General features: G+C 59.9%; 20 protein-coding genes, 2 tRNA genes and 1 pseudogene. 8 read left to right on the top strand and 15 right to left on the bottom strand.

All coding sequences use genetic code 11. From position 1 onward, the window contains the following. Positions 1-5: 5 nt before the first annotated feature. Complete coding sequence (locus BN32_RS05540) at positions 6-584, bottom strand: thermonuclease family protein (RefSeq protein WP_019197132.1); 579 nt, start codon at positions 582-584, stop codon at positions 6-8. 182 nt (positions 585-766) lie between these two features. Between BN32_RS05540 and BN32_RS05535 the strand changes: the two are divergent. Together BN32_RS05535 and BN32_RS05530 are read left to right on the top strand one after the other, a co-directional pair. Further along, positions 767-1,904, top strand: a pseudogene (locus BN32_RS05535) (alpha-amylase family glycosyl hydrolase). 908 nt (positions 1,905-2,812) lie between these two features. After that, the gene (locus BN32_RS05530; RefSeq protein WP_019197129.1) at positions 2,813-4,459 is read left to right on the top strand and encodes an acyl-CoA synthetase; all 1,647 of its coding nucleotides are present in this window, start codon (positions 2,813-2,815) and stop codon (positions 4,457-4,459) included. A 3-nt stretch (positions 4,460-4,462) separates the two neighbouring features. Here the strand turns inward: BN32_RS05530 and BN32_RS05525 are convergent, their stop codons facing one another. The 3 genes from BN32_RS05525 to metG are packed head-to-tail and all read right to left on the bottom strand — an operon-like array spanning position 4,463 to position 7,682. Then, positions 4,463-5,263 carry an MBL fold metallo-hydrolase gene (locus tag BN32_RS05525; RefSeq protein ID WP_019197128.1) on the bottom strand — a complete coding sequence of 267 codons (801 nt, stop codon included), beginning with the start codon at positions 5,261-5,263 and terminating at the stop codon, positions 4,463-4,465. Further along, positions 5,260-6,054 carry a TatD family hydrolase gene (locus tag BN32_RS05520; RefSeq protein ID WP_019197127.1) on the bottom strand — a complete coding sequence of 265 codons (795 nt, stop codon included), beginning with the start codon at positions 6,052-6,054 and terminating at the stop codon, positions 5,260-5,262. Before BN32_RS05520 ends, BN32_RS05525 begins: the two co-directional genes overlap by 4 nt. 5 nt (positions 6,055-6,059) lie before the next feature. Further along, positions 6,060-7,682 (bottom strand): methionine--tRNA ligase, encoded by a 1,623-nt coding sequence (gene metG / locus BN32_RS05515; protein ID WP_244438092.1) that lies wholly within the window; start codon positions 7,680-7,682, stop codon positions 6,060-6,062. Positions 7,683-7,686: 4 nt separating this feature from the next. Between metG and BN32_RS27570 the strand changes: the two genes are divergently transcribed. Continuing rightward, positions 7,687-8,022, top strand: a complete 336-nt coding sequence (locus tag BN32_RS27570) for a hypothetical protein (protein WP_244438091.1) — start codon at positions 7,687-7,689, stop codon at positions 8,020-8,022. A 70-nt stretch (positions 8,023-8,092) separates the two neighbouring features. Here BN32_RS27570 and BN32_RS05510 read toward each other — a convergent pair whose 3' ends face one another. Genes BN32_RS05510 through BN32_RS05500 form a run of 3 tightly spaced genes read right to left on the bottom strand, consistent with a single transcriptional unit; the run spans position 8,093 to position 11,095 of the window. Next, on the bottom strand, positions 8,093-9,154 hold the full coding sequence (locus BN32_RS05510; protein WP_019197125.1) for a DNA polymerase III subunit delta': 1,062 nt from the start codon (positions 9,152-9,154) through the stop codon (positions 8,093-8,095). Further along, positions 9,151-9,843, bottom strand: coding sequence for a dTMP kinase (gene tmk, locus BN32_RS05505; RefSeq protein ID WP_019197124.1), 693 nt, complete (start codon positions 9,841-9,843; stop codon positions 9,151-9,153). Before tmk ends, BN32_RS05510 begins: the two co-directional genes overlap by 4 nt. A gap of 1 nt (position 9,844) precedes the next feature. Then, the gene (locus tag BN32_RS05500) at positions 9,845-11,095 is read right to left on the bottom strand and encodes a D-alanyl-D-alanine carboxypeptidase family protein (protein WP_019197123.1); all 1,251 of its coding nucleotides are present in this window, start codon (positions 11,093-11,095) and stop codon (positions 9,845-9,847) included. Positions 11,096-11,208: 113 nt separating this feature from the next. Here BN32_RS05500 and BN32_RS05495 point away from each other — a divergent pair, with 113 nt between their 5' ends. Continuing rightward, a complete protein-coding gene (locus tag BN32_RS05495; protein ID WP_019197122.1) occupies positions 11,209-12,147 on the top strand; it encodes an alpha/beta fold hydrolase in 939 nt (312 codons plus the stop codon). A 21-nt stretch (positions 12,148-12,168) separates the two neighbouring features. Here BN32_RS05495 and BN32_RS05490 read toward each other — a convergent pair whose 3' ends face one another. The 5 genes from BN32_RS05490 to BN32_RS05470 form a co-directional block, all read right to left on the bottom strand. Continuing rightward, a complete protein-coding gene (locus BN32_RS05490) occupies positions 12,169-13,101 on the bottom strand; it encodes a septal ring lytic transglycosylase RlpA family protein (protein WP_019197121.1) in 933 nt (310 codons plus the stop codon). Between the two features lie 683 nt (positions 13,102-13,784). Continuing rightward, positions 13,785-13,874: transfer RNA gene (locus BN32_RS05485), tRNA-Ser, on the bottom strand. A gap of 113 nt (positions 13,875-13,987) precedes the next feature. After that, positions 13,988-14,227, bottom strand: coding sequence for a hypothetical protein (locus tag BN32_RS05480; RefSeq protein WP_019197120.1), 240 nt, complete (start codon positions 14,225-14,227; stop codon positions 13,988-13,990). Between the two features lie 57 nt (positions 14,228-14,284). Next, a complete protein-coding gene (locus BN32_RS05475) occupies positions 14,285-14,509 on the bottom strand; it encodes a hypothetical protein (protein ID WP_019197119.1) in 225 nt (74 codons plus the stop codon). A 497-nt stretch (positions 14,510-15,006) separates the two neighbouring features. Then, positions 15,007-15,429 carry a DUF5413 family protein gene (locus BN32_RS05470; RefSeq protein ID WP_019197118.1) on the bottom strand — a complete coding sequence of 141 codons (423 nt, stop codon included), beginning with the start codon at positions 15,427-15,429 and terminating at the stop codon, positions 15,007-15,009. Positions 15,430-15,678: 249 nt separating this feature from the next. On the opposite strand from BN32_RS05470, the gene BN32_RS05465 reads away from it, so the two are divergent. After that, positions 15,679-15,915, top strand: coding sequence for a hypothetical protein (locus tag BN32_RS05465; RefSeq protein ID WP_040426022.1), 237 nt, complete (start codon positions 15,679-15,681; stop codon positions 15,913-15,915). 15 nt (positions 15,916-15,930) lie between these two features. Here BN32_RS05465 and BN32_RS05460 read toward each other — a convergent pair whose 3' ends face one another. Beyond that, a complete protein-coding gene (locus BN32_RS05460; RefSeq protein ID WP_040426021.1) occupies positions 15,931-16,230 on the bottom strand; it encodes a hypothetical protein in 300 nt (99 codons plus the stop codon). A 213-nt stretch (positions 16,231-16,443) separates the two neighbouring features. On the opposite strand from BN32_RS05460, the gene BN32_RS05455 reads away from it, so the two are divergent. Both BN32_RS05455 and BN32_RS05450 read left to right on the top strand, forming a co-directional pair. After that, positions 16,444-16,710: a PilZ domain-containing protein gene (locus BN32_RS05455; RefSeq protein ID WP_019197115.1), complete on the top strand. Its 267-nt coding sequence runs from the start codon at positions 16,444-16,446 to the stop codon at positions 16,708-16,710. A gap of 31 nt (positions 16,711-16,741) precedes the next feature. After that, a tRNA-OTHER gene (locus BN32_RS05450) sits at positions 16,742-16,825 on the top strand. A 40-nt stretch (positions 16,826-16,865) separates the two neighbouring features. Here BN32_RS05450 and BN32_RS05445 read toward each other — a convergent pair. After that, positions 16,866-17,135, bottom strand: a complete 270-nt coding sequence (locus BN32_RS05445) for a DUF3551 domain-containing protein (protein ID WP_019197114.1) — start codon at positions 17,133-17,135, stop codon at positions 16,866-16,868. 343 nt (positions 17,136-17,478) lie between these two features. Here BN32_RS05445 and BN32_RS27225 point away from each other — a divergent pair, with 343 nt between their 5' ends. Continuing rightward, positions 17,479-17,637 carry a hypothetical protein gene (locus tag BN32_RS27225; RefSeq protein WP_019197113.1) on the top strand — a complete coding sequence of 53 codons (159 nt, stop codon included), beginning with the start codon at positions 17,479-17,481 and terminating at the stop codon, positions 17,635-17,637. Between the two features lie 81 nt (positions 17,638-17,718). Here BN32_RS27225 and BN32_RS05440 read toward each other — a convergent pair whose 3' ends face one another. Next, positions 17,719-18,216 carry a hypothetical protein gene (locus BN32_RS05440; protein ID WP_040425476.1) on the bottom strand — a complete coding sequence of 166 codons (498 nt, stop codon included), beginning with the start codon at positions 18,214-18,216 and terminating at the stop codon, positions 17,719-17,721. Positions 18,217-18,252 lie beyond the last annotated feature (36 nt).

Here is an 18,252-nt window from a genome sequence, read left to right as displayed (position 1 = left end):
TTCCATCAGTCCTTGCGATTGTCCGAGCGCGGATGCTGCTGCCGCCACTCGCGCGGCGGCGTGAACGATCCTGCCCACAGTCCACGCTTCGCGGATTTCGCCTCGTCCTGCTGCGCGCCGTAGACATTCTCGAAACCTGATGTCACGGCCCAACCTTGCTGAACCATCCACCCGTTGATATCGGTGCCGTCGGGAAGCGTACAGGTGGCTAGTGACCGCCCGTATTTGTCGATCGACTTTGGTTGACACGTCAGGTCGCGGCCGCGAACGCGGTTTCGCAACTGCGCCGAGGCTTGCCGTCCGCAGGGCCAGTCGCGGCCTTGCGCGTCCAGACACATCTGATCGAGTTCAGGTGCATCGATGTCGACGAGGCGAATTCGTGTTCCAGAAATTGTCAGCGTATCACCGTCGGCAACAAACGCATTGCCGGAAACCGGCGCGTCCGGCGTCCGCATCCAGCGCTCGACCGCATAGACGCCAAGCGAGCCTATCAGGACGATCACCATCACGGTCCAGCGCTTGGTATCAGAGCTGAGTTGTGCCGGTCCGTGTTGCTGCCGCCGCTGTGGCTTTTGAGGAATCATGCGCGAATGCCAACCTGGGTTTGTGTGAAGTTTTTGTGTCGCGCAGTCACGCAATTGCGATTCATCACCTGAATTATCAACCTGCGCGCTCAGGGTTCAAGCCAATCTTGCCAATGGCTGCACACTGCGTGCTAACTGCCGATCACTGTTGATTTTAAACATCAGATCGTCCGGCGCAGCGCATGCAAAAGAGTCCTTCATGGTGGATGTCCGGCATCCTGTACCAGATATATCCGCGTTCGTTTCAGGATTCGGACGGCGATGGCGTAGGCGATCTTCGCGGCGTCATTCAGCGGTTGCCCTATCTGGTTGAGCTTGGTGCGGATGCGCTGTGGCTATCACCTATCTTTCCATCGCCTATGGAAGATTTCGGCTACGACATCTCGGACTATACCGGGATCGATCCACTGTTCGGCACGCTTGATGATTTCGACGCGCTCGTTGTGGCCACGCACGAGCACGGGTTACGTCGTTGCCGAACTTCGGGAGGTGATCGAGAAATTCGACGATCGCGTCCTGATCGGCGAGATCTATCTGCCGCTGGAGAAGCTCGCCGCTTATTATGGCCGCGACCTTGCCGGCGCGCACTTACCATTTAACTTTGCGCTGATCTCGACGCCGTGGAGCGCGCGTGCCGTCGCCAAGCTGATCGATAACTATGAAGCTGCGCTGCCGCCCGGAGCATGGCCCAACTGGGTGCTTGGCAATCACGACCGCCAGCGCATCGCCAGCCGCGTCGGCATCGATCAGGCCCGCGTCGCGGCGATGCTACTGTTGACGCTCCGAGGAACGCCCACGCTGTATTACGGCGACGAGATCGGCATGTCGCAGACCGACATTCGGCCGGATCAGGTGAGGGACCCGTGGGAGAAAAATCTGCCCGGACTTGGTCTCGGCCGTGACGGCTGCCGGACGCCGATGCAATGGGATTCGACGCAGCAGGCCGGTTTCAGTGCCGCCGAACCTTGGCTGCCGCTGAGTCGGAATTTTGCCTCGGAGAATGTCGCCACAGAGTATCTGGATCCGACATCAATGCTCAGCCTGTACCGGGCGCTGATCGCGTTACGCCGCGCGCGGCCCGAGCTTGCGCTCGGCGCGTACAAGCCTGTGCGTGCCGATGTTGATATCCTGATGTTTGAGCGCAAGCATCAAGGCCAGCGGGTGCTCGTGGCTCTGAACTTTGGACGAGAACCAGTATCGTTCGAAACAAACAGCTTGCGCGGCCAGATCCTGCTGTCGACCTTCATGGACCGCCAGGGCGATGACATGGACGGCAGGCTCGCTCTACGGGGCTCTGAAGGGCTCGTTATGACCCTTTGAGTTTAGGCCGCAACGGCCGCAATGATCAGATTCGCATAAGGTATATTATGGAATATTTTATATCAAAGCGATTTCAGATGGATACGCCCAATAGCCAATAAAATGATCAATATTTTCGAGGCTTGTCCGTTGGATCGGCTGCTCCGCTCCGGTCCCCGGTGCTGCTTATACTTTCCCTATGAGATCGGCCCTTCGTTGCGCTCGAATTCATACGCTCCTCGATCAGATATTAGCGGCGTGATTGCGCAAGGCCGACCGATTCCGATCACGGATGGCCTTGCACAATCCGTAACAGCAACGTCATTCGAGGCATCCTTCCATGGCTATTGGCGCTGCTGCGGTACGCGATCACGCTGGACAATGAGGACCGGCTTGTAGCGCTGGCTGCGGCCTCCGAGATCGACAAATCAGGTCCACGGCGGCCCCGGTGACTTCCGGTTCTTTCATCGTACCAGCGCCGAGTTTTGCGAAGCGGTGGCGAACCCCGGTCGCGGCACGACGGACGTCTTGCGCTGTCATCTGCACCGGATAAGCGACGAGCGCATGAAACGAGCCTTCGCCGCGGCTCTGGATCTTCAAACCATCGCCGATCCTGCACCGGGAGCGCTGCGGAGACTGGAACGTTACGATTTGTGGAGAGGGTTGAAGCCCAGTCGCGCAGCAAAGAATTTGCTAAAATAACATATAATTCAAATACTTATCGATTTTTATCGATATCAAACATTAGATGGCTAAAGTGATCTCTAAGAAACTCGCAGCCTCATCAGCGTAGACTCCGATCCGTGCGCCGCCCTCCGCAAGCGGACGCGGCGCGATCATTGACCGGAAATGTCGCCGCTGTAGAACCTGATGCAAATGCCCGCCAGCCTTGCGAGTTTGAGAACGGCAGTAACCGGGAGGTCCGAACCATGAGCAGCCAAGGTCAATACAGCATCGGTCTGGACAAGAACGCAGCCAACTACGTCCCGCTGTCGCCACTCAGCTTCCTGGTCCGCAGCGCCAGCGTGTATCCCGACCACACCAGCGCGGTCTATGAAGGCCGCAGCTTCACCTGGGCGCAGACCTATGAGCGCTGCAAGCGCTTCGCGTCGTTCCTCGCCAGGCGCGGCATTCAGCGCGGCGACACCGTCGCAGCGATGTTGCCGAACATTCCGGCCATGAACGAGGTCCATTTCGCAGTGCCTATGGCTGGCGGCGTGCTCAATGCGCTCAACATCCGGCTGGATGCAGCCTCGATCGCGTTCCAGCTAGACCACGGCGGCGCCAGGATCATTCTGGTCGATCCTGAATTCACCGGTGTGATCTCGGATGCGCTGGGCCTGATGAAAGGCCCAAAGCCGTTGGTGATTGATGTGGAAGATGCAGCCTTCGTCGGCGGCAAGCGCATTGGCGAACTCGAGTACGAGGCGGCCGTCGCGTCCGGCGATCCTGAGTTTGCGTGGCTGCAGCCGCAGGACGAATGGGACGCGATTGCGCTGGGCTACACTTCCGGCACCACAGGCAATCCCAAGGGCGTCGTGACGCATTATCGCGGCGCGTATCTGAACGCGGTCAGCAACATCCTCGCGGGCGGTCTCGGCGCCCATCCGATCTATCTCTGGACGCTGCCGATGTTCCATTGCAACGGCTGGTGCTTCCCATGGACCATCGCTGCGTCGGCCGGGATCAATGTCTGCCTGCGCAAGGTCGATCCTGCCAAGATCTTCGAGCTGATCAAGGCCCACGGCGTGACTCACATGTGCGGCGCGCCGATTGTGTTCAATACGCTGATTAACGCGCCCGGCGCCCCCAAGGGCAAGTCCACAAAGCCGGTCGTTGGATTGATCGCAGGCGCCGCACCGCCCGTGGCCGTGCTCGAGGGCGCGGAAAACATCGGGATCAAACTGACCCATGTCTACGGCCTGACCGAGGTCTATGGCCCCGCTTCAGTGTGCGCCGAACAACCCGGCTGGGATGACCTGCCGGCGGACCAGCGCGCGCAGCTCAAGCGCCGTCAGGGCGTGCCCTATCCGCTCCAGGAAGCCGTCACCGTGCTCGATCCCGACACCATGCATCCGGTGCCGCGCGACGGCGAAACCATCGGCGAAGTCATGTTCCGCGGTAACATCGTCATGAAGGGTTACCTGAAGAACGAAAAGGCGACCAAGGAAGCGTTCGAAGGCGGCTGGTTTCACACCGGCGATCTCGGTGTGCTCGATGAGTTCGGTTACGTCATCATCAAGGACCGGTCCAAGGACATCATCATTTCAGGCGGCGAGAACATTTCCTCGGTCGAGGTCGAAGACGTTTTGTACAAGCACCCGGCAATTCTCTTTGCCGCCGTGGTTGCCAAGCCAGATCCCAAATGGGGCGAGGTGCCCTGCGCCTTCGTCGAACTGAAGGAAGGCGCGACCGCGACTGAGGCTGAAATCCTGGCTTATTGCAAAAGCGTATTGCCGGGATTCAAGTCGCCGAAGTCCGTGGTGTTCGGCGCGATTCCGAAAACATCGACCGGCAAGATCCAGAAGTTCATGCTGCGCGATCAGGCGAATTCCGCAAAAGCGATCTCCGCCTGACGTTCACGCGTCTATCGTCAGCCGCATCCCGTCGTAACCAACCTCGATACCGGGGGGCAATTTCGCCTGCAGCACGTCGTAGTCGAGGTCGGAATGCAGATTCGTCAGGACCGCGCGGCGCGGCTTGAACTTCGATATCCATGACAGCGCATCGTCGAGGCTGAAATGGCTCGGATGCGGCGCATAGCGCAGCGCGTCGATGATCCAGAGATCGAGATCTTCCAGCGCGTGAAAGCTTTCGGAAGGAATGTCGTGAAGGTCCGGCGTATAAGCAGCGTCGCCGATGCGGTAGCCGAGCGCCGGAATACTGCCATGCTGAACCAGAAACGCGGTCAGGGCGAGGGAACCGCCCTTCCCCTTGATGCTCTCGGTTTCACCTGCCTCGATCGATCGCTTTTCGAGAATCGCCGGATAGTCGCTGCCTGGCGCTTGCTCGAAGCAGTATGAGAAGCGCAGCAGGATGTCCTTGCCGGTCGATTTGTTAAGATAAACCGGAATCCGCTTGCGCTGATGCAGCACCACGGAGCGAAGATCGTCGATGCCGTGGGTCTGGTCGGCGTGCTCGTGGGTCAGGAACGTCGCTTCAAGATGATCCACGTTTGCATCGATCAATTGCTCGCGCAGGTCCGGCGACGTGTCGATCAGCACACGCGTGATGCCATTCGCACCCGCCCTCTCCACCAGCAGTGAACAGCGGCGGCGGCGGTTCTTCGGATTGTTGGGATCGCAGGCGCCCCACCCCAGCGCCGGACGCGGCACACCGGCGGACGATCCGGAACCGAGAATGGTCAAGGTCACCGTCATGCAGCTTTTGCGTCCGGGCGCGGCACCTTGTCGAACAGCCGGAAGAAGTTTTCCGTGGTCTGCTGCGCGATCTCGTCGAGCGAAACGCCGCGCGTCTCCGCGAGCACCCTCGCGGTCTCGACCACGAAGGACGGTTCGTTGCGCTTGCCGCGGAATTTCCCCGGTGCGAGATACGGCGCGTCGGTCTCGACCATGATGCGGTCCGCAGGCAGCTCGGCTGCGATATCACGGATTGCCTGCGAATTCTTGAATGTCAGGATGCCGGTGAAGGAGACCGACAATCCCAGCGCGACAGCTTTCATCGCAAGATCTCGACCGCCGGTATAGCAATGCAGCACAGCCTTGAACGGCCCCTTTGCGATCTCGTCCTCGAGAATACGGCCACAGGCCTCATCAGCTTCACGCGTATGAATCACCAATGGCAGACCGGTTGCCCTTGCCGCCGCGATGTGTGCCCGAAAGCCCCGCTCCTGCGCCTCCGGCGATCCGTCCTTATAGAAATTATCAAGCCCCGCCTCGCCCAGCGCCACGACTTTCGGATGCTTCGTCAACGCAATTAGTTCATCCGAGGTGATACCGTCCTCCTCATCGGCATTGTGAGGGTGGGTACCAACCGAGCAATAGACGTTCGGAAACCGCGCGGTGATCGCCAGCAGCGATTCAATCCGGCGCACGCGTGTCGAGATCGTGACAATGCGCCCGACTCCGGCTGCCTCGGCGCGCGCGACAATGGCGTCGAGATCGTTGGCGAAGTCAGGGAAATCGAGATGACAGTGACTATCGACAAGCATCAGGCTTAACTCGGCGAATCTTCTTTAGGTTCGACGTAACGCGGAAAAATCGGTGCGGGCGGCGGCAATTGCGCGCCACCCTTGATCCGCGTGCCGAGTGCCGCGAAGTCCCGCGCGTCCGGCGCAATCCCGAGAATATCGAGCAGCTTGGCGCATGCATCCGGCATCGCGGGCTGAGCGAGGATTGCAATCTGCCGCACAACCTCAGCGGTAACATACAGCACGGTCTGCTGGCGCGCAGGATCGGTCTTGGCGAGTGCCCATGGCGCCTCACCCGCGAAATAGCGATTGGCCTCGGCCACCACGGCCCAGATCGCATTGAGCGCGTGATGAATCTGCTGCGTGCTCATGGCGGTGCGCGCCTGTTCGAGCATGCCGTCTGCCATGGCGAGAATGGCCTTGTCGTTGTCACTGAACGCGCCGGGCTCCGGCAGTACACCTTGGTACTGCTTACCGATCATCGACAGCGAGCGCTGCGCCAGATTGCCAAGGTCGTTGGCGAGATCCGCGTTGGTGCGCGCAACGATGGCTTCGTGGTTGTAGTTGCCGTCCTGACCGAACGGCACCTCGCGCAGGAAGAAGTAGCGGAGCTGATCGACGCCGTACGCATCCGCAAGACTGAACGGGTCGACCACGTTACCGACCGACTTCGACATTTTCTCGCCGCGATTGAACAGGAAGCCGTGCGCAAAGACGCGTTTCTGCACGGGAATGCCCGCCGACATCAGAAATGCCGGCCAGTACACCGCATGAAAGCGAATGATGTCCTTGCCGATGATGTGGACATCGGCCGGCCAATAATGCCAGTTCGCGTCGCCCTCGTCCGGAAAACCGACGCCGGTGATGTAGTTGGTCAGGGCATCGACCCAGACATACATCACGTGTCCTTCGTCGTCCGGCACCTTCACGCCCCAATCGAACGTGGTGCGCGAGATCGAGAGATCCTTAAGCCCGCTTTTGACGAAGCTGATGACTTCGTTCTTGCGGGAGTCCGGACCGATGAAGTCCGGCTGATTCTCATACAGCGCGAGCAACTTATCCTCATAGGCGGAGAGCCTGAAGAAATAGCTCTTCTCCTCGACCCACTCGACCGGCGTGCCTTGCGGGCCGCGGCGCACCTGGTCTTCGCCGACAACGGTTTCGTCTTCGGCGTAATAGGCTTCGTCACGCACGGAGTACCAGCCAGCGTAGCTGTCGAGATATATGTCGTCGTTCACCAGCATCCGTTTCCAGATTTCCTGTGACGACTTGTGATGCACGGACTCCGAGGTGCGAATGAACCGGTCGTAGGAAATGTTCAGGCGCTGATCCATCTCCTTGAATCGCTCGGCGTTGCGCGTCGCCAGATCCATCGGCGTCATGTTTTCCTTCTGCGCCGTCTGGATCATCTTCTGGCCGTGCTCGTCGGTGCCGGTCAGGAAAAACACGTCCTTGCCGTCGAGACGCTGAAAGCGTGCGAGCGCATCGGTTGCAATCGCTTCATAGGCGTGGCCGATGTGTGGCGCACCGTTCGGGTAAGCGATCGCGGTCGTGATGTAGAATGAATTCTTGGAGCGCGCGCTTGCGACACTCTGCGGAACCGCCGTTGCTTTCGGCTTCGCAGGTTTTGCCGGTGCCTTCGTTGTCACGGGCTTGGCAGGTTTCGCCGCCTTTACGGCGACTTTCGCGGAACGCTTCTTCGTAGTTGACGTTTGGGCGGGTTTCTTGGCGCCGGCCTTTTTGACTGCGACCTTCTTGCCGGAGCGTTTTGCTGCTGCTTTCTTCGCAACTTTCTTGGCCGTTTTTTTGACGGCTTTCTTTGCAGTTTTCTTGACAGCTTTTTTTGCTGTCTTTTTGGCAGCTGCCTTGCGTCCCTTCTTTTTCGGGGAAACCGTCGCGCGCCGGGGCGCTGCCTTGCGAGCCGCTTTGCTTGCTTTCCTTTTCTTCTTCGCGGCGGTTTTCTTGGCTTTGGCCATAACGCTTCCTTAGAATTTCAAACGGCGCCGACGTGCGCGCGATCACTCAAACGGGGTGCTGCTAAACCGCTGCGATTGTCCAGCTAGCGAGCCTGCGGGCGGGCCGCTGTGGCTTCGGCGAGCATTCCAAATACTGAGAAAACCAACGGTTTTCGCTCCAGATTGAAGCTTTCCGTGTCGCGCGCGGCACTGTTGATCTTTTCCCATACCTCGGCAAGCCGTGCAAGGCGCGGCAGGTTTGCGCCGGCATCAGGCGCGTGCAGATGCCCGGTCAGCCAGCGGTCGACGGTGTCGATAAAGGCCTTCAACCCGACTCGGTCGTTCAGCGGAAGCGCATCGCCGAGGGCATGAAGCGCACGTTGATCGAGTTGCGGCAGGCGGTTGAGGAGTTCAAGCGTACGCTGATGAAGCCCGAGCGATTGCCCGCCAAGCAGCGTCAGCGCCCGCGCCACGCTTCCCTCCGCCGCTTCAGCTGCCTCAGCCAGCGCCGGATCGCGGCGAGTCAACCCGCCTGCCTCAGCCGCGGCCTGAATGACCTCATCCGTCTCTAGCGGCCGCAATGGCAGCTTCCGGCACCGCGACTGAATGGTGGCGAGTACGCGCGCCGGTGCGTGACTGATCAGCAGGAACAGCGAGCGTGCTGGCGGCTCTTCGAGGATCTTGAGTAGCGCGTTGGAGGCGTTGGCGTTGAGTTCATCCACGGTATCGACCACGCACACGCGCCAGCCGCCGACGGATGCGGCGGTCGAACCGAAAAATCCGATGGTCTCTCGCGACTCGTCCACTGTGATGACGGTCCGCATCGTGCCCTTCTCGTTGGCTGTGCGCTCCAGCGTCAGCAAACCGCCGTGGCTTCCGTTGGCGACCTGTCGCGCCACTGGATGATCCTGATCGACATAAAGGCTGTCGGCATTTTGTACGGCTTGCGCAGCAGGGTCGGAATGGGCGAGCACAAACCGCGCCATGCGATAGGCCAGAGTTGCCTTGCCGACACCCTGCGCGCCGCCGATCAGCCACGCATGCGGAATGCGTCCGCTGCGATAGGCCGCCAGCAACGTCTGCTCGGCGTCGCGATGCCCGAACAGCCCGGTTGTTTCACGCGGCGCGGGGATCGCAGTCTCTGGTTCGGATGACCGCGCGCTCATGCCTTGGTGGTCTCGCGAGCGATAGCCACGGTGAACAGATGATCGCGCAAGGCCTTCCACACCCGCTCCGCGACAGTCTTGGCATCGGCATCGGCATCCACCAATGCGCAGCGCTGGGGATCGCCTTCGGCTATCTTGCGATAGGCGTTGCGCAGTTTCTCGTGAAAGCTGACGCCCTCGCCTTCGAAGCGATCGGGCACCGCCGATCCGCGCCGCTTGAGCGCACGCTCCATGCCAATCGTGACCGGCACGTCCAGAATGATCGTGAGGTCGGGTTTGAGATTGCCGATGGTGACGCGCTCCATTGCTCGGATCAGTTTCGGATCGACCTTCCCAAGTTCGCCCTGATAGACCCGCGTCGAATCCGTGAAGCGGTCACACAGCACCCATGTTCCCTGCGCCAGCGCCGGCTCAATCACCTGACTGACGTGGTCGTCGCGCGCAGCGGCGAACAGCAGGGACTCCGTCTCAGGACCGAACGCTTTTGCCATGCCCGAGAGCAACAGATGCCGGATGATTTCCGCTCCCGCCGATCCGCCGGGCTCGCGCGTCGTAATCGTCCGCAGCTTGGCGGCGTTGAGCCGGTCCGCCAGCAACTGGATCTGAGTTGATTTGCCGGAGCCTTCGCCGCCTTCAAAGGTAATGAAGCGCCCGCGCGGCGGCTGTTTCGGTTTGACGGCGTCAGCCATGTTACAGTTTCTCCGCGCCGGCGCGGAACAGGCCGATGACCAACTCGCTGGCGCCGTCGATCGCGCGGCGGGTCGTTGAACCTGTCGCGACCGGCTCTGCGGCAACCAGAGGAGCCTCCATCGCGATGTTGCTGCCGCGCCAGACCTTCAAGACGCCAATCCGCTGGCCGGGCTGGACCGGCGCACGCACCGGCCCCGTATAAACGATACGCGCAACCAGCTTGTCGGTGCCGTTTCGCTGCACCATGACCTTGATCGGTTCGGGGCTCGCGAGTTTGACGGAGCGGCTATCGCCGCCGAAAACCTTGGCGTAACCGACGGCCTGATCCGCGGCGAACAGCGTTCGCGCCTCGAAGTTGCGGAACCCCCATTCGAGCAGTTTCTTCGCTTCTGCCGCGCGGTCGTCGGAATCCTCAAGACCGTTGACGACCACGATCAGCCGCAGACCGTTTTGCACGGCAGAGCCGACCATGCCGTAGCCGCCTTCCTTGGTGTAGCCGGTCTTCATGCCGTCGGCGCCTTCAAGCATCGTCAGCAGCGGGTTGCGGTTCTGCTGGCGGATCTTGTTCCAGGTGAATTCACGCTCGCCGAACAGTTTGTAATTGTCCGGATACGTCAGGACGATGTGGCGCGCGAGCATTGCCAGTTCGCGCACGGTCATCTTGTTGCCGGGGTCCGGCAGGCCGGTGGAATTCGCAAAGGTCGATTTCGTCAGCCCGAGTTCACGCGCGCGTTTGGTCATCCGCTCAGCGAAGGCGGCCTCAGTGTTCGACAGACCCTCGGCCAGCGCCATGCAGGAATCGTTGCCGCTCTGGATCACCGCGCCGCGAAGCAGATCGTCGACGCTGACACGGCTGTTGATTGCCGCGAACATGGTCGAGCCACCGGACGGCGCACCGCCCTTGCGCCAGGTGTTCTCGCTGATCCTGAATTCATCGGTGGGCTTGATCTCGCCCTTCTTGAGCGCATTGAAAACCACCTCGGCGGTCATCAGCTTCATCATGCTGGACGGCGCGCGCAAGTCGTCGGCATTCTTCTCGAACAGGATGCTGCCGGATTTCGCTTCGATCAGGATCGCGGTCGGCGCATCAACCTCGTATCCATCCTCCTTCTTGGCACCCTGCACGCTATTGTTGGCGGCATAGGCCATGCCGCCCAGCGCAACACCGGCCGTCAGGACGACAGCCACCAGCGGCCAGAACCGCCCAGTCCGGCGTCCGCGAATCCGGGATGTTGTGAGAATGGCTGCCATGTCGAGATTCCTGAGGATCGCCTTGTAACAGTTGGGCTGGTACCAAACAACGTGCGGCTGGCCGTCGCGGCTATGCCTGCGGCCCTCAAATCCTGAAAAGAGGCAGAAAGTCGATGTCGTCATCGCGGATGATCTCAGCCAACGGGATTGAGATTTTTGTCACTGAACAGGGCTCCGGGCCGCTGGTGCTGCTCTGCCATGGCTGGCCCGAACTGTCGCATTCGTGGCGGCACCAGCTGCCGGCCATCGCCGCAGCAGGTTTCCATGTCGTCGCGCCAGACATGCGCGGCTTCGGTCGGACCTCGGCACCAAAGAACATCGAGGCCTACTCAATCTTCGATCTGGTCGGCGACATGGTCGCGCTGGTCGCGGCGCTGGGCGAAACCAGGGCGATCATCATCGGCCATGATTGGGGCGCGCCGGTCGCCTGGCATGCCGCCCTGTTCAGACCTGATATCTTCACCGCCGTCGGCGGCCTGAGCGTTCCGCCACCCTGGCGGGGACGTGAGCGGCCGCTCGATACGCTGGCGAAGAGCGGCGTCAACAACTTCTACTGGCAGTACTTCCAGAAGCCGGGTGTGGCGGAAGCCGAGTTCGAGCGCGATGTCGGCTTCACGATGCGCGCTGTCACCTTCGGCGTCGACTCGTCCCTGTTCCTGAAAGACGGACAAGGTTTTCTGGGCGATCCGGCGAAGGTGCGCTCCCGCCCAGCCTGGGTCAGCGAGCAGGACCTGGCGCATGTGGTTGAGACCTACACGCGCACCGGCTTTCGCGGTGGCCTGAACTGGTATCGCAACATCGACCGGAACTGGGAGCTGACCGCTCCGTGGCACGGCGCGAAAATCCATCAGCCCTCGATCTTCATCGCGGGGGCAAATGACTCTGTCGTCACCGGCATTATCGGTGGAAAGCGTGTCACTGAAATGGACCGCGTGCTGCCCAACCTCCGGCGCAAGCTATTGATCGAAGGCGCGGGTCACTGGATCCAGCAGGAGCGCCCCGACGAGGTCAACGCGGCGCTGGTGGAATTCCTGAACAGTGTGCGGGATTGATCGGCGACGCGGCGACGAAACTCAGTAGAGGCCGCGGCCTGACATCAGGTTGACGTTGCTGTTGCGCGGAGCCGACGCAAAGGAAGCGACGGGCTTTTGCGCAGCGGATGTATCCTCCGCCACCTCATCAATCTCCGTCTGGATGGTCCGCTCGATGCGCCGTCCTCGCTGCGCTCGGGACGCCGAGACTTCGGAAGCGCCAGCGGCCGCAACGTCTTCCCTGGTATGACCGAGGCTATACGGACGCCCTGCCGGCATCGGAACGTCTCCACGAACCACGCCCCGTGTTGGCGGGATTTCCGGGATAAAGGCGTTCGCGGAGGCCACCCTCACGCTGGAAGGCGCCGGGGCCGGTTGCCCGGTCCGCAGCGTCGCTATCAGCTGCCGGTCGTCCGATCCCTCAAGCGGCGCGCGCCCGACATACTCGACGCGAACACGTCCAATGCCATTTTCACGGAATTCCAAGAGCTTGGCCGCGGTATTTGAGACGTCGATCAAACGATTGCCGTGATACGGGCCACGATCGTTCACGCGCACGATCACCGATTTCCCGTTGGCGACATTGGTCACGCGCGCGTAACTCGGCAGCGGCAATGTCGGATGGGCTGCGGTGAGCGACGTCATGTCGAACACTTCGCCGTTGGCCGTCAGGCGGCCATGGAAGGCATCGCCATACCAGGAGGCCATCCCTTCGGCACGATAGTTGGGATCCTCTTCCGGCACGTAGGTCTTACCGGCAACGACATAGGGTTTGCCGACGCGATAGGTGCCACCGCCCTTGGGAACGGCTTCGCCGAAATCGACCACCCGAGGGCTGCTCGACACGCCGTATTTCGGATCGACGCGGCTGGAGAGCTTGTTCGACGCGCCGCAATTGGCGAGCAGCAGGCACGCCGCTCCTGCAGCTGCGACTCGCAGGGCCGCCTTGCCCGTTTCCCTGACGCAAATCCCCATAGAACCCCAATAGCACTTTTCGCGCCGTCTTGCCTACCGGGCATCGCCAGGCCGGACGCTCGCACTTCATACGGTGATTACCTTAACCCATTGCTTCCGTGCCCGAAACGGCCCGATGCGCGAGGTGGTAAACCAGAGATTGATTTTCCGGAGATTGCCGCCTCCCCTTGTACCGGCAATCCTTGTGGGCAGCCGGTGGTTTCCAGCGTCGGAATATGCCGAAGCATCAATCAACGGCTCCGGTCTCCTGATGGTCACGACAGTTGCACTGATCCGTCGGGCCGCGGGGCGATAGTGGGAATATCTGCTGATCCAAGCTGGGGCCGCACTGCCCTGATCGCCGCAGACAGGCGCACCCCTGCAAAGCTTCCTATGTGAGATAGTTCACAGACACGCTTTCCTGACCGGTGCTTAAGTCCGGGAATGGAAAAATGGGTCAACAGTCGTTGTCCCCACTGCGGGACTAAGATGGCAATCGCTCTCAGGAGCGGGACAACACGGTTGCTTTGCCCGAATTGCGATGCGGATCATCCGTTCAAGTCACCCAAAATCTACACGCTCATCAAAGCGGTGCAGTCGCTAAAGGACAGCGGCAGCAGATCCTGACTGTAGCCGGAAACTGGCGGGAGCAAAGCCAGGCGCTGTAGAATTCATAGAAAATACAAAGCCTTATGGGATTCAAATGGCGGAAGGGGTGGGATTCGAACCCACGGTGCCCTTGCAGGCACGCCGGTTTTCAAGACCGGTGCCTTAAACCACTCGGCCACCCTTCCTGCACTTGGAAACCAAGCACTTAGCAAAGCGGACTGGGCAGCGAAAGAGCCGATTGGAGTTTGTTCGCGAACTCACAAGGAGGTTCGCGATTGAGCGGTCGCAAGTATGTGGTTTAGTGACGGCGGCCGATCGCAACGCCAAGAACGAAGGCGACCAGCAGCGATCCAAGCGGCGCTTCGCGCGCAATGTTGCTAAGGACGCTCAGGGGCATGCCCGGCTTCTTGGCTCCCTCGAGAATATCGCTCAGTGACTTTACTGCGGCAGACAGTTTCTTGATGCCGAAAGTATCATCGTTCTCGACCGGATCGAGACCTTCATAGATGAAAGGTGGCTGCGGGATTTTTTCCGCCATTGAGATGTCCCTCACACGCGTGACAAATGCCAAGCGCGACTGTGCCTGGTACGCGTCTTAGGCAACAAGTTGACCTCGCGCATACACCCGCTCGAATTTCGCAATCGCTCTGTTTGCGAGAACAATTTTGTTAGTTGTCCCCTCGCTCATCATCTGGATGATGGCGTTGCTGACGAATTTGATCTCTGTATCGCGACCTGACGTTTGGCCGGTGCGGTCGAGATAGTCCCAGGCAATTTGGAAGGACTGTTCAAGCAAGATAGATGGTGTGACAGCGTGCATGACGGGCTCCTCTGAAAGGAAAACTCAGAGACAACCCGTTGGTTCCGGAACGCCTTCATCACCCCGTTTGGGCAGCAACTGGCATCGCTGACCGACTCTATGGTCAAATGCGCCGGGGTGTTTTCGGGCGTTGGAAACCGCGCACTCGTTCTTCTGCAATGTCGTCCGCTAACTTTCGACGATATCACTGAACCGACTGACGGTGCTTCGTTTGCACGCGGGCAGGAACGTGTGAATCAGGAATTAAAAAGGACGCGCCAAGCATTGCTCGACGCGTCCCTCCTATTCTCGCTGAACCAGGCGGAAAGACCGCCCTGTCCGAAGCTCTTGCGAGCTTAGCGGGCGGCCTCAGCGAGGTGACAGCGCATGGAATGAGACACTGGACCACCTCCTTTCATTGTTGACGGAGCAAGAAATATAGGACCCCGAGAGCGAAAGTGAAGGTGCATTATGCAATGCCCCCAACATCCTTGGTTCCCGGCTCGATCCCGCGCGTATCAAGCGCTCAACGCATTCGGGCGCGCTCCGCCCACTTTGTCGAATTTGTGCGCCAGCCAGGAGGAAAATGTTGCCGGAATGAAGCCGGCAAGTCCGTAGAGGAAGTAATGCTTCAGGCCTGTTTCAGTGCCCAATGTTCCGTAGAGAACGGCTGTGGCCGCAAACGCCACCAGGCCGGTCAACACCATTCTGACCGCCGGACTAATCTTGCGGACGTGCAGGAAAATATCATCGACCGCGCCGATCATCAGAGCCGGAATGATCCCAAATAGATAATTATAGGGGAGCGTCACGAGCAGCACCTTCAGCAGTTTTTTGATGACATGCGCGCCGTCCCAGTATCCGTCCGGTGTTCCCAGCACGAGGAGAAAAAAACCGGCCACCAGCGGGCCTATGGCTGCGAAGATGATGTACCGTTTCATTTGCTCCCTGCCCTGATCCTCTATGCGGCGAACCGCGCCCCAGCTTCGCCATAAGAAAACGAGAAACGCCCGCGCGCAAGCCGCTAGCGCTCGCTCCGATCATCGCCAGCACAATAATTAAATCCCGGCGGGAACGAACCAGGAAGCTGACGCGTTATCAAAGCAAGAGCAATCAGCCCGCAAGGGTTGAAAGCTTGAAGAGCCCCGTCCGGTGCTTCGGCACAGGGCGGGGCTTTTTCGGAGATGACCATGCCCTATGCTCTGTTCAGCCAGGACGCCAAGATCAGCAAGGCCTACCCGACAGAGGCCGAGGTCTGGAAACATGCAGCCAGGAACGGCCTTGTAGTCGATGTCTCGTCAGACCAGGATGAGCCCACGCCGAAACGGGTCCTGGACAACGACTACACTATCCGTCCATGCGAACCCGATCCGAAGGAGAGACATGATCCCGGCGCGACGGATGTCGAACTGACCGTTGGTTCTTGATTCCTCCGCAGAGTCCTACCGCGCGCCCTTGAGTGTACACGACGTCGAGCACGTCGTTTTGACGCCCGCGTTACAGGACATGCAGACAGCCATGCACTGCTCAAGATTCTTCGGATCATAGGTGCTGTACAGCTTTGCTGCGCAGGCCAGCGAAGCATGAGAAGGCTGCTCGGTATTACCAAGTGATCGCACGGCGACGAAAGCGATGACCACCAGGCAGGCGACAGCAAACACAAACAAGGCCACGCCGCGAACCGTTCGTGACCGCCCGCGCTTTTCCGCCCTCGCCGTACTGCCAATATCGCTGCCAGTCACCGGAGGCTCCTCCGGAAAAGCAACGCGTCGGACCTCTTGGTGGTTCCCGGCGAAAACCTCGCCCTTCGGGCTCAAATTGGCTTTCCCGGCCGGTTGAGGATTTTTGTCGGGGTTAACAAAGCATGAATCATCGATCCCGGTATTGGAGCTTTGATTCAAATTTTCCGAAACTTTCGCGGGTTATGAATTCGCTTCAATTATGGAGCGCACGTGATGGCCGTTTTCAAAAGAGAATCCCGCAAGCCCCGCCATACGACGCGCCACGACGCGTGGATGCTGCTCGACGGAGGATTTGCAAAACGCAACTGCACCATCCTTGACATCTCGGCGGGCGGAGCGCGGGTCAAGCTGGCAGACAGCGAGTTGCCTGGAAGCAGGCTCAGTCTGGCGCTGACGGGAGACGTGCGAAAAGTGACCCATTGCCGCGTGATCTGGCGGAAGGACACCGTTATCGGCGTCGAGTTTATCGGACGTACCTGACGCACAAGTCGCGCCCGCACTTGGCAATCACGGAGAGGTGGCTGAGCGGCTTAAGGCACCGCATGCGGTACACGGGCAACCGTGTCGGAGGTTCGAATCCTTCCCCTCTCCGCCATCTCACTTCCCACAGGCTGCGAGCATTTCAGCAGATAGCGTCAGCGCTGATTGCGTTTGCTTCTCGGAGCGCCCGCGTCAGGATAAACGCTGCGGTTCTGTGTCAGTCTCCAGTTGGGTGCACACGACCCGTTCAGGCCGCCGGCGCTGGCCTGACACTGCGCCATTGAGGTGTAGTCGCATTGCTCAATCGAGCCGCTCCACCCCTGAACGTAAGTCATGCAATAGGGATAGTCGATCGCCTGCGCCGGAGCCTGACCGAAAAGCAGCAGCCCGGCCAGCGCGAGCATTGTGCGGTGCGGATAAATCATCGGACCCTCGATTCTGTCTGGGCGGCATGAGACACCAACGCATTCTCTCGCTCAAGATGATAGCTAGCCGCCTCGATCACACTTCAGCGAACGGAAACCGATTTGCACGTGGCGTCCGAACCGTCCCGCCCGAGCGGTATTGAGGGGCTGCGGTCCACGCGAAAGCGCGCCATTCCGCGTGAACCCAGTCCTTTCAGCAACCGAAGGGAAAGCGATCGGGTGCCGCGCCCGGTTTTGTTCTTTGCGAATTGGTCGCCGTGCCGGGTACACTGCCCGCGTTGCGCCTCCGGGCTTCAACCCTGAGGTCCATGGTGCTGCCCCCCCGTCAAGGTCAGGAGAAACCGTGAGTGATCCGGAGCACGACAATCGGAAGCGTAATCTGAAAATCGCCGAAAACGAAGCAACGCGCGAACTCAAAAGCGACGTCCGCCTGACATCCTGGGCGATCGCCGTCACGGTCGTCGTCGCGTTGATCGTTCTTGCGATCTTCCTGAAGAGATAAAAGTCTGGTCCGCCTCTGCCTCATGCCGCTGCAGTTGGCGGCAATGCGTGCGGTGGCCTGAACGGTTGCCGATATGAGAGCCTACTTGTCGAAGGTCATGTCCACGCACTTCAGGACATCGGGACCGACGCCGACGCTAAGAATGATGCATCCCTTCGCACTCAGCTTGGTGTTGTCGCTGACCCAGATCGCGGTCCCGCCGGAGCCGAAGAATGAATTCGTGTTCGGCGGCTCTGTTTCGGTAGCGTCGAATGCGTAATTCGAATCGCCCGGGAATATGCGGGCCTTCAGCTTGCAGGAACCGTCGGTATCGACCTTGAGCACTTCCTTGTTGTCACGGGTCACCCCGACGCTCACCTGGCAACGATAAAACTCGGATGTCCGCGTGTTGAAAACATACGCATAGGACTTGCAGGTGATGTTCTGAAGCTTGCCGGCGTTGAGGCCGCGACCGCAGGCGATGCGCTGATTGCTGCTCAGCTTGATCTCGTCCGCTGCGCTCGCATCCGTAACACTGGCAAACGCAACGATCGTGAGAACCGGCAAAAATCCTAAAAGGTGTCCGCAAAATTTCTTCATCGAGTGTCCCCTGTTGCGCATGCCGTAAAACCATGC

Source organism: Afipia birgiae 34632, from assembly GCF_000308295.2.
Lineage (GTDB): Bacteria > Pseudomonadota > Alphaproteobacteria > Rhizobiales > Xanthobacteraceae > Afipia > Afipia birgiae.
Note: the sequence above shows the minus strand (reverse complement) of the source record. Positions and strands in the feature narration are given on the sequence as shown.

Bases quoted from the DNA above. Each gene is read 5' to 3' on its own strand.
- BN32_RS05510 (WP_019197125.1), bottom strand. From the start codon at position 9,154: ATGAGCGCGCGGTCATCCGAACCAGAGACTGCGATCCCCGCGCCGCGT.
- tmk (WP_019197124.1), bottom strand. From the start codon at position 9,843: ATGGCTGACGCCGTCAAACCGAAACAGCCGCCGCGCGGGCGCTTCATT.
- BN32_RS05520 (WP_019197127.1), bottom strand. From the start codon at position 6,054: ATGCTTGTCGATAGTCACTGTCATCTCGATTTCCCTGACTTCGCCAAC.
- BN32_RS05490 (WP_019197121.1), bottom strand. From the start codon at position 13,101: ATGGGGATTTGCGTCAGGGAAACGGGCAAGGCGGCCCTGCGAGTCGCA.
- BN32_RS05470 (WP_019197118.1), bottom strand. From the start codon at position 15,429: ATGAAACGGTACATCATCTTCGCAGCCATAGGCCCGCTGGTGGCCGGT.
- BN32_RS05480 (WP_019197120.1), bottom strand. From the start codon at position 14,227: ATGGCGGAAAAAATCCCGCAGCCACCTTTCATCTATGAAGGTCTCGAT.
- BN32_RS05495 (WP_019197122.1), top strand. From the start codon at position 11,209: ATGTCGTCATCGCGGATGATCTCAGCCAACGGGATTGAGATTTTTGTC.
- BN32_RS05440 (WP_040425476.1), bottom strand. From the start codon at position 18,216: ATGAAGAAATTTTGCGGACACCTTTTAGGATTTTTGCCGGTTCTCACG.
- BN32_RS05455 (WP_019197115.1), top strand. From the start codon at position 16,444: ATGGCCGTTTTCAAAAGAGAATCCCGCAAGCCCCGCCATACGACGCGC.
- BN32_RS05475 (WP_019197119.1), bottom strand. From the start codon at position 14,509: ATGCACGCTGTCACACCATCTATCTTGCTTGAACAGTCCTTCCAAATT.
- BN32_RS05540 (WP_019197132.1), bottom strand. From the start codon at position 584: ATGATTCCTCAAAAGCCACAGCGGCGGCAGCAACACGGACCGGCACAA.
- BN32_RS05525 (WP_019197128.1), bottom strand. From the start codon at position 5,263: ATGACGGTGACCTTGACCATTCTCGGTTCCGGATCGTCCGCCGGTGTG.
- BN32_RS05445 (WP_019197114.1), bottom strand. From the start codon at position 17,135: ATGATTTATCCGCACCGCACAATGCTCGCGCTGGCCGGGCTGCTGCTT.
- BN32_RS05530 (WP_019197129.1), top strand. From the start codon at position 2,813: ATGAGCAGCCAAGGTCAATACAGCATCGGTCTGGACAAGAACGCAGCC.
- BN32_RS05465 (WP_040426022.1), top strand. From the start codon at position 15,679: ATGCCCTATGCTCTGTTCAGCCAGGACGCCAAGATCAGCAAGGCCTAC.
- BN32_RS05500 (WP_019197123.1), bottom strand. From the start codon at position 11,095: ATGGCAGCCATTCTCACAACATCCCGGATTCGCGGACGCCGGACTGGG.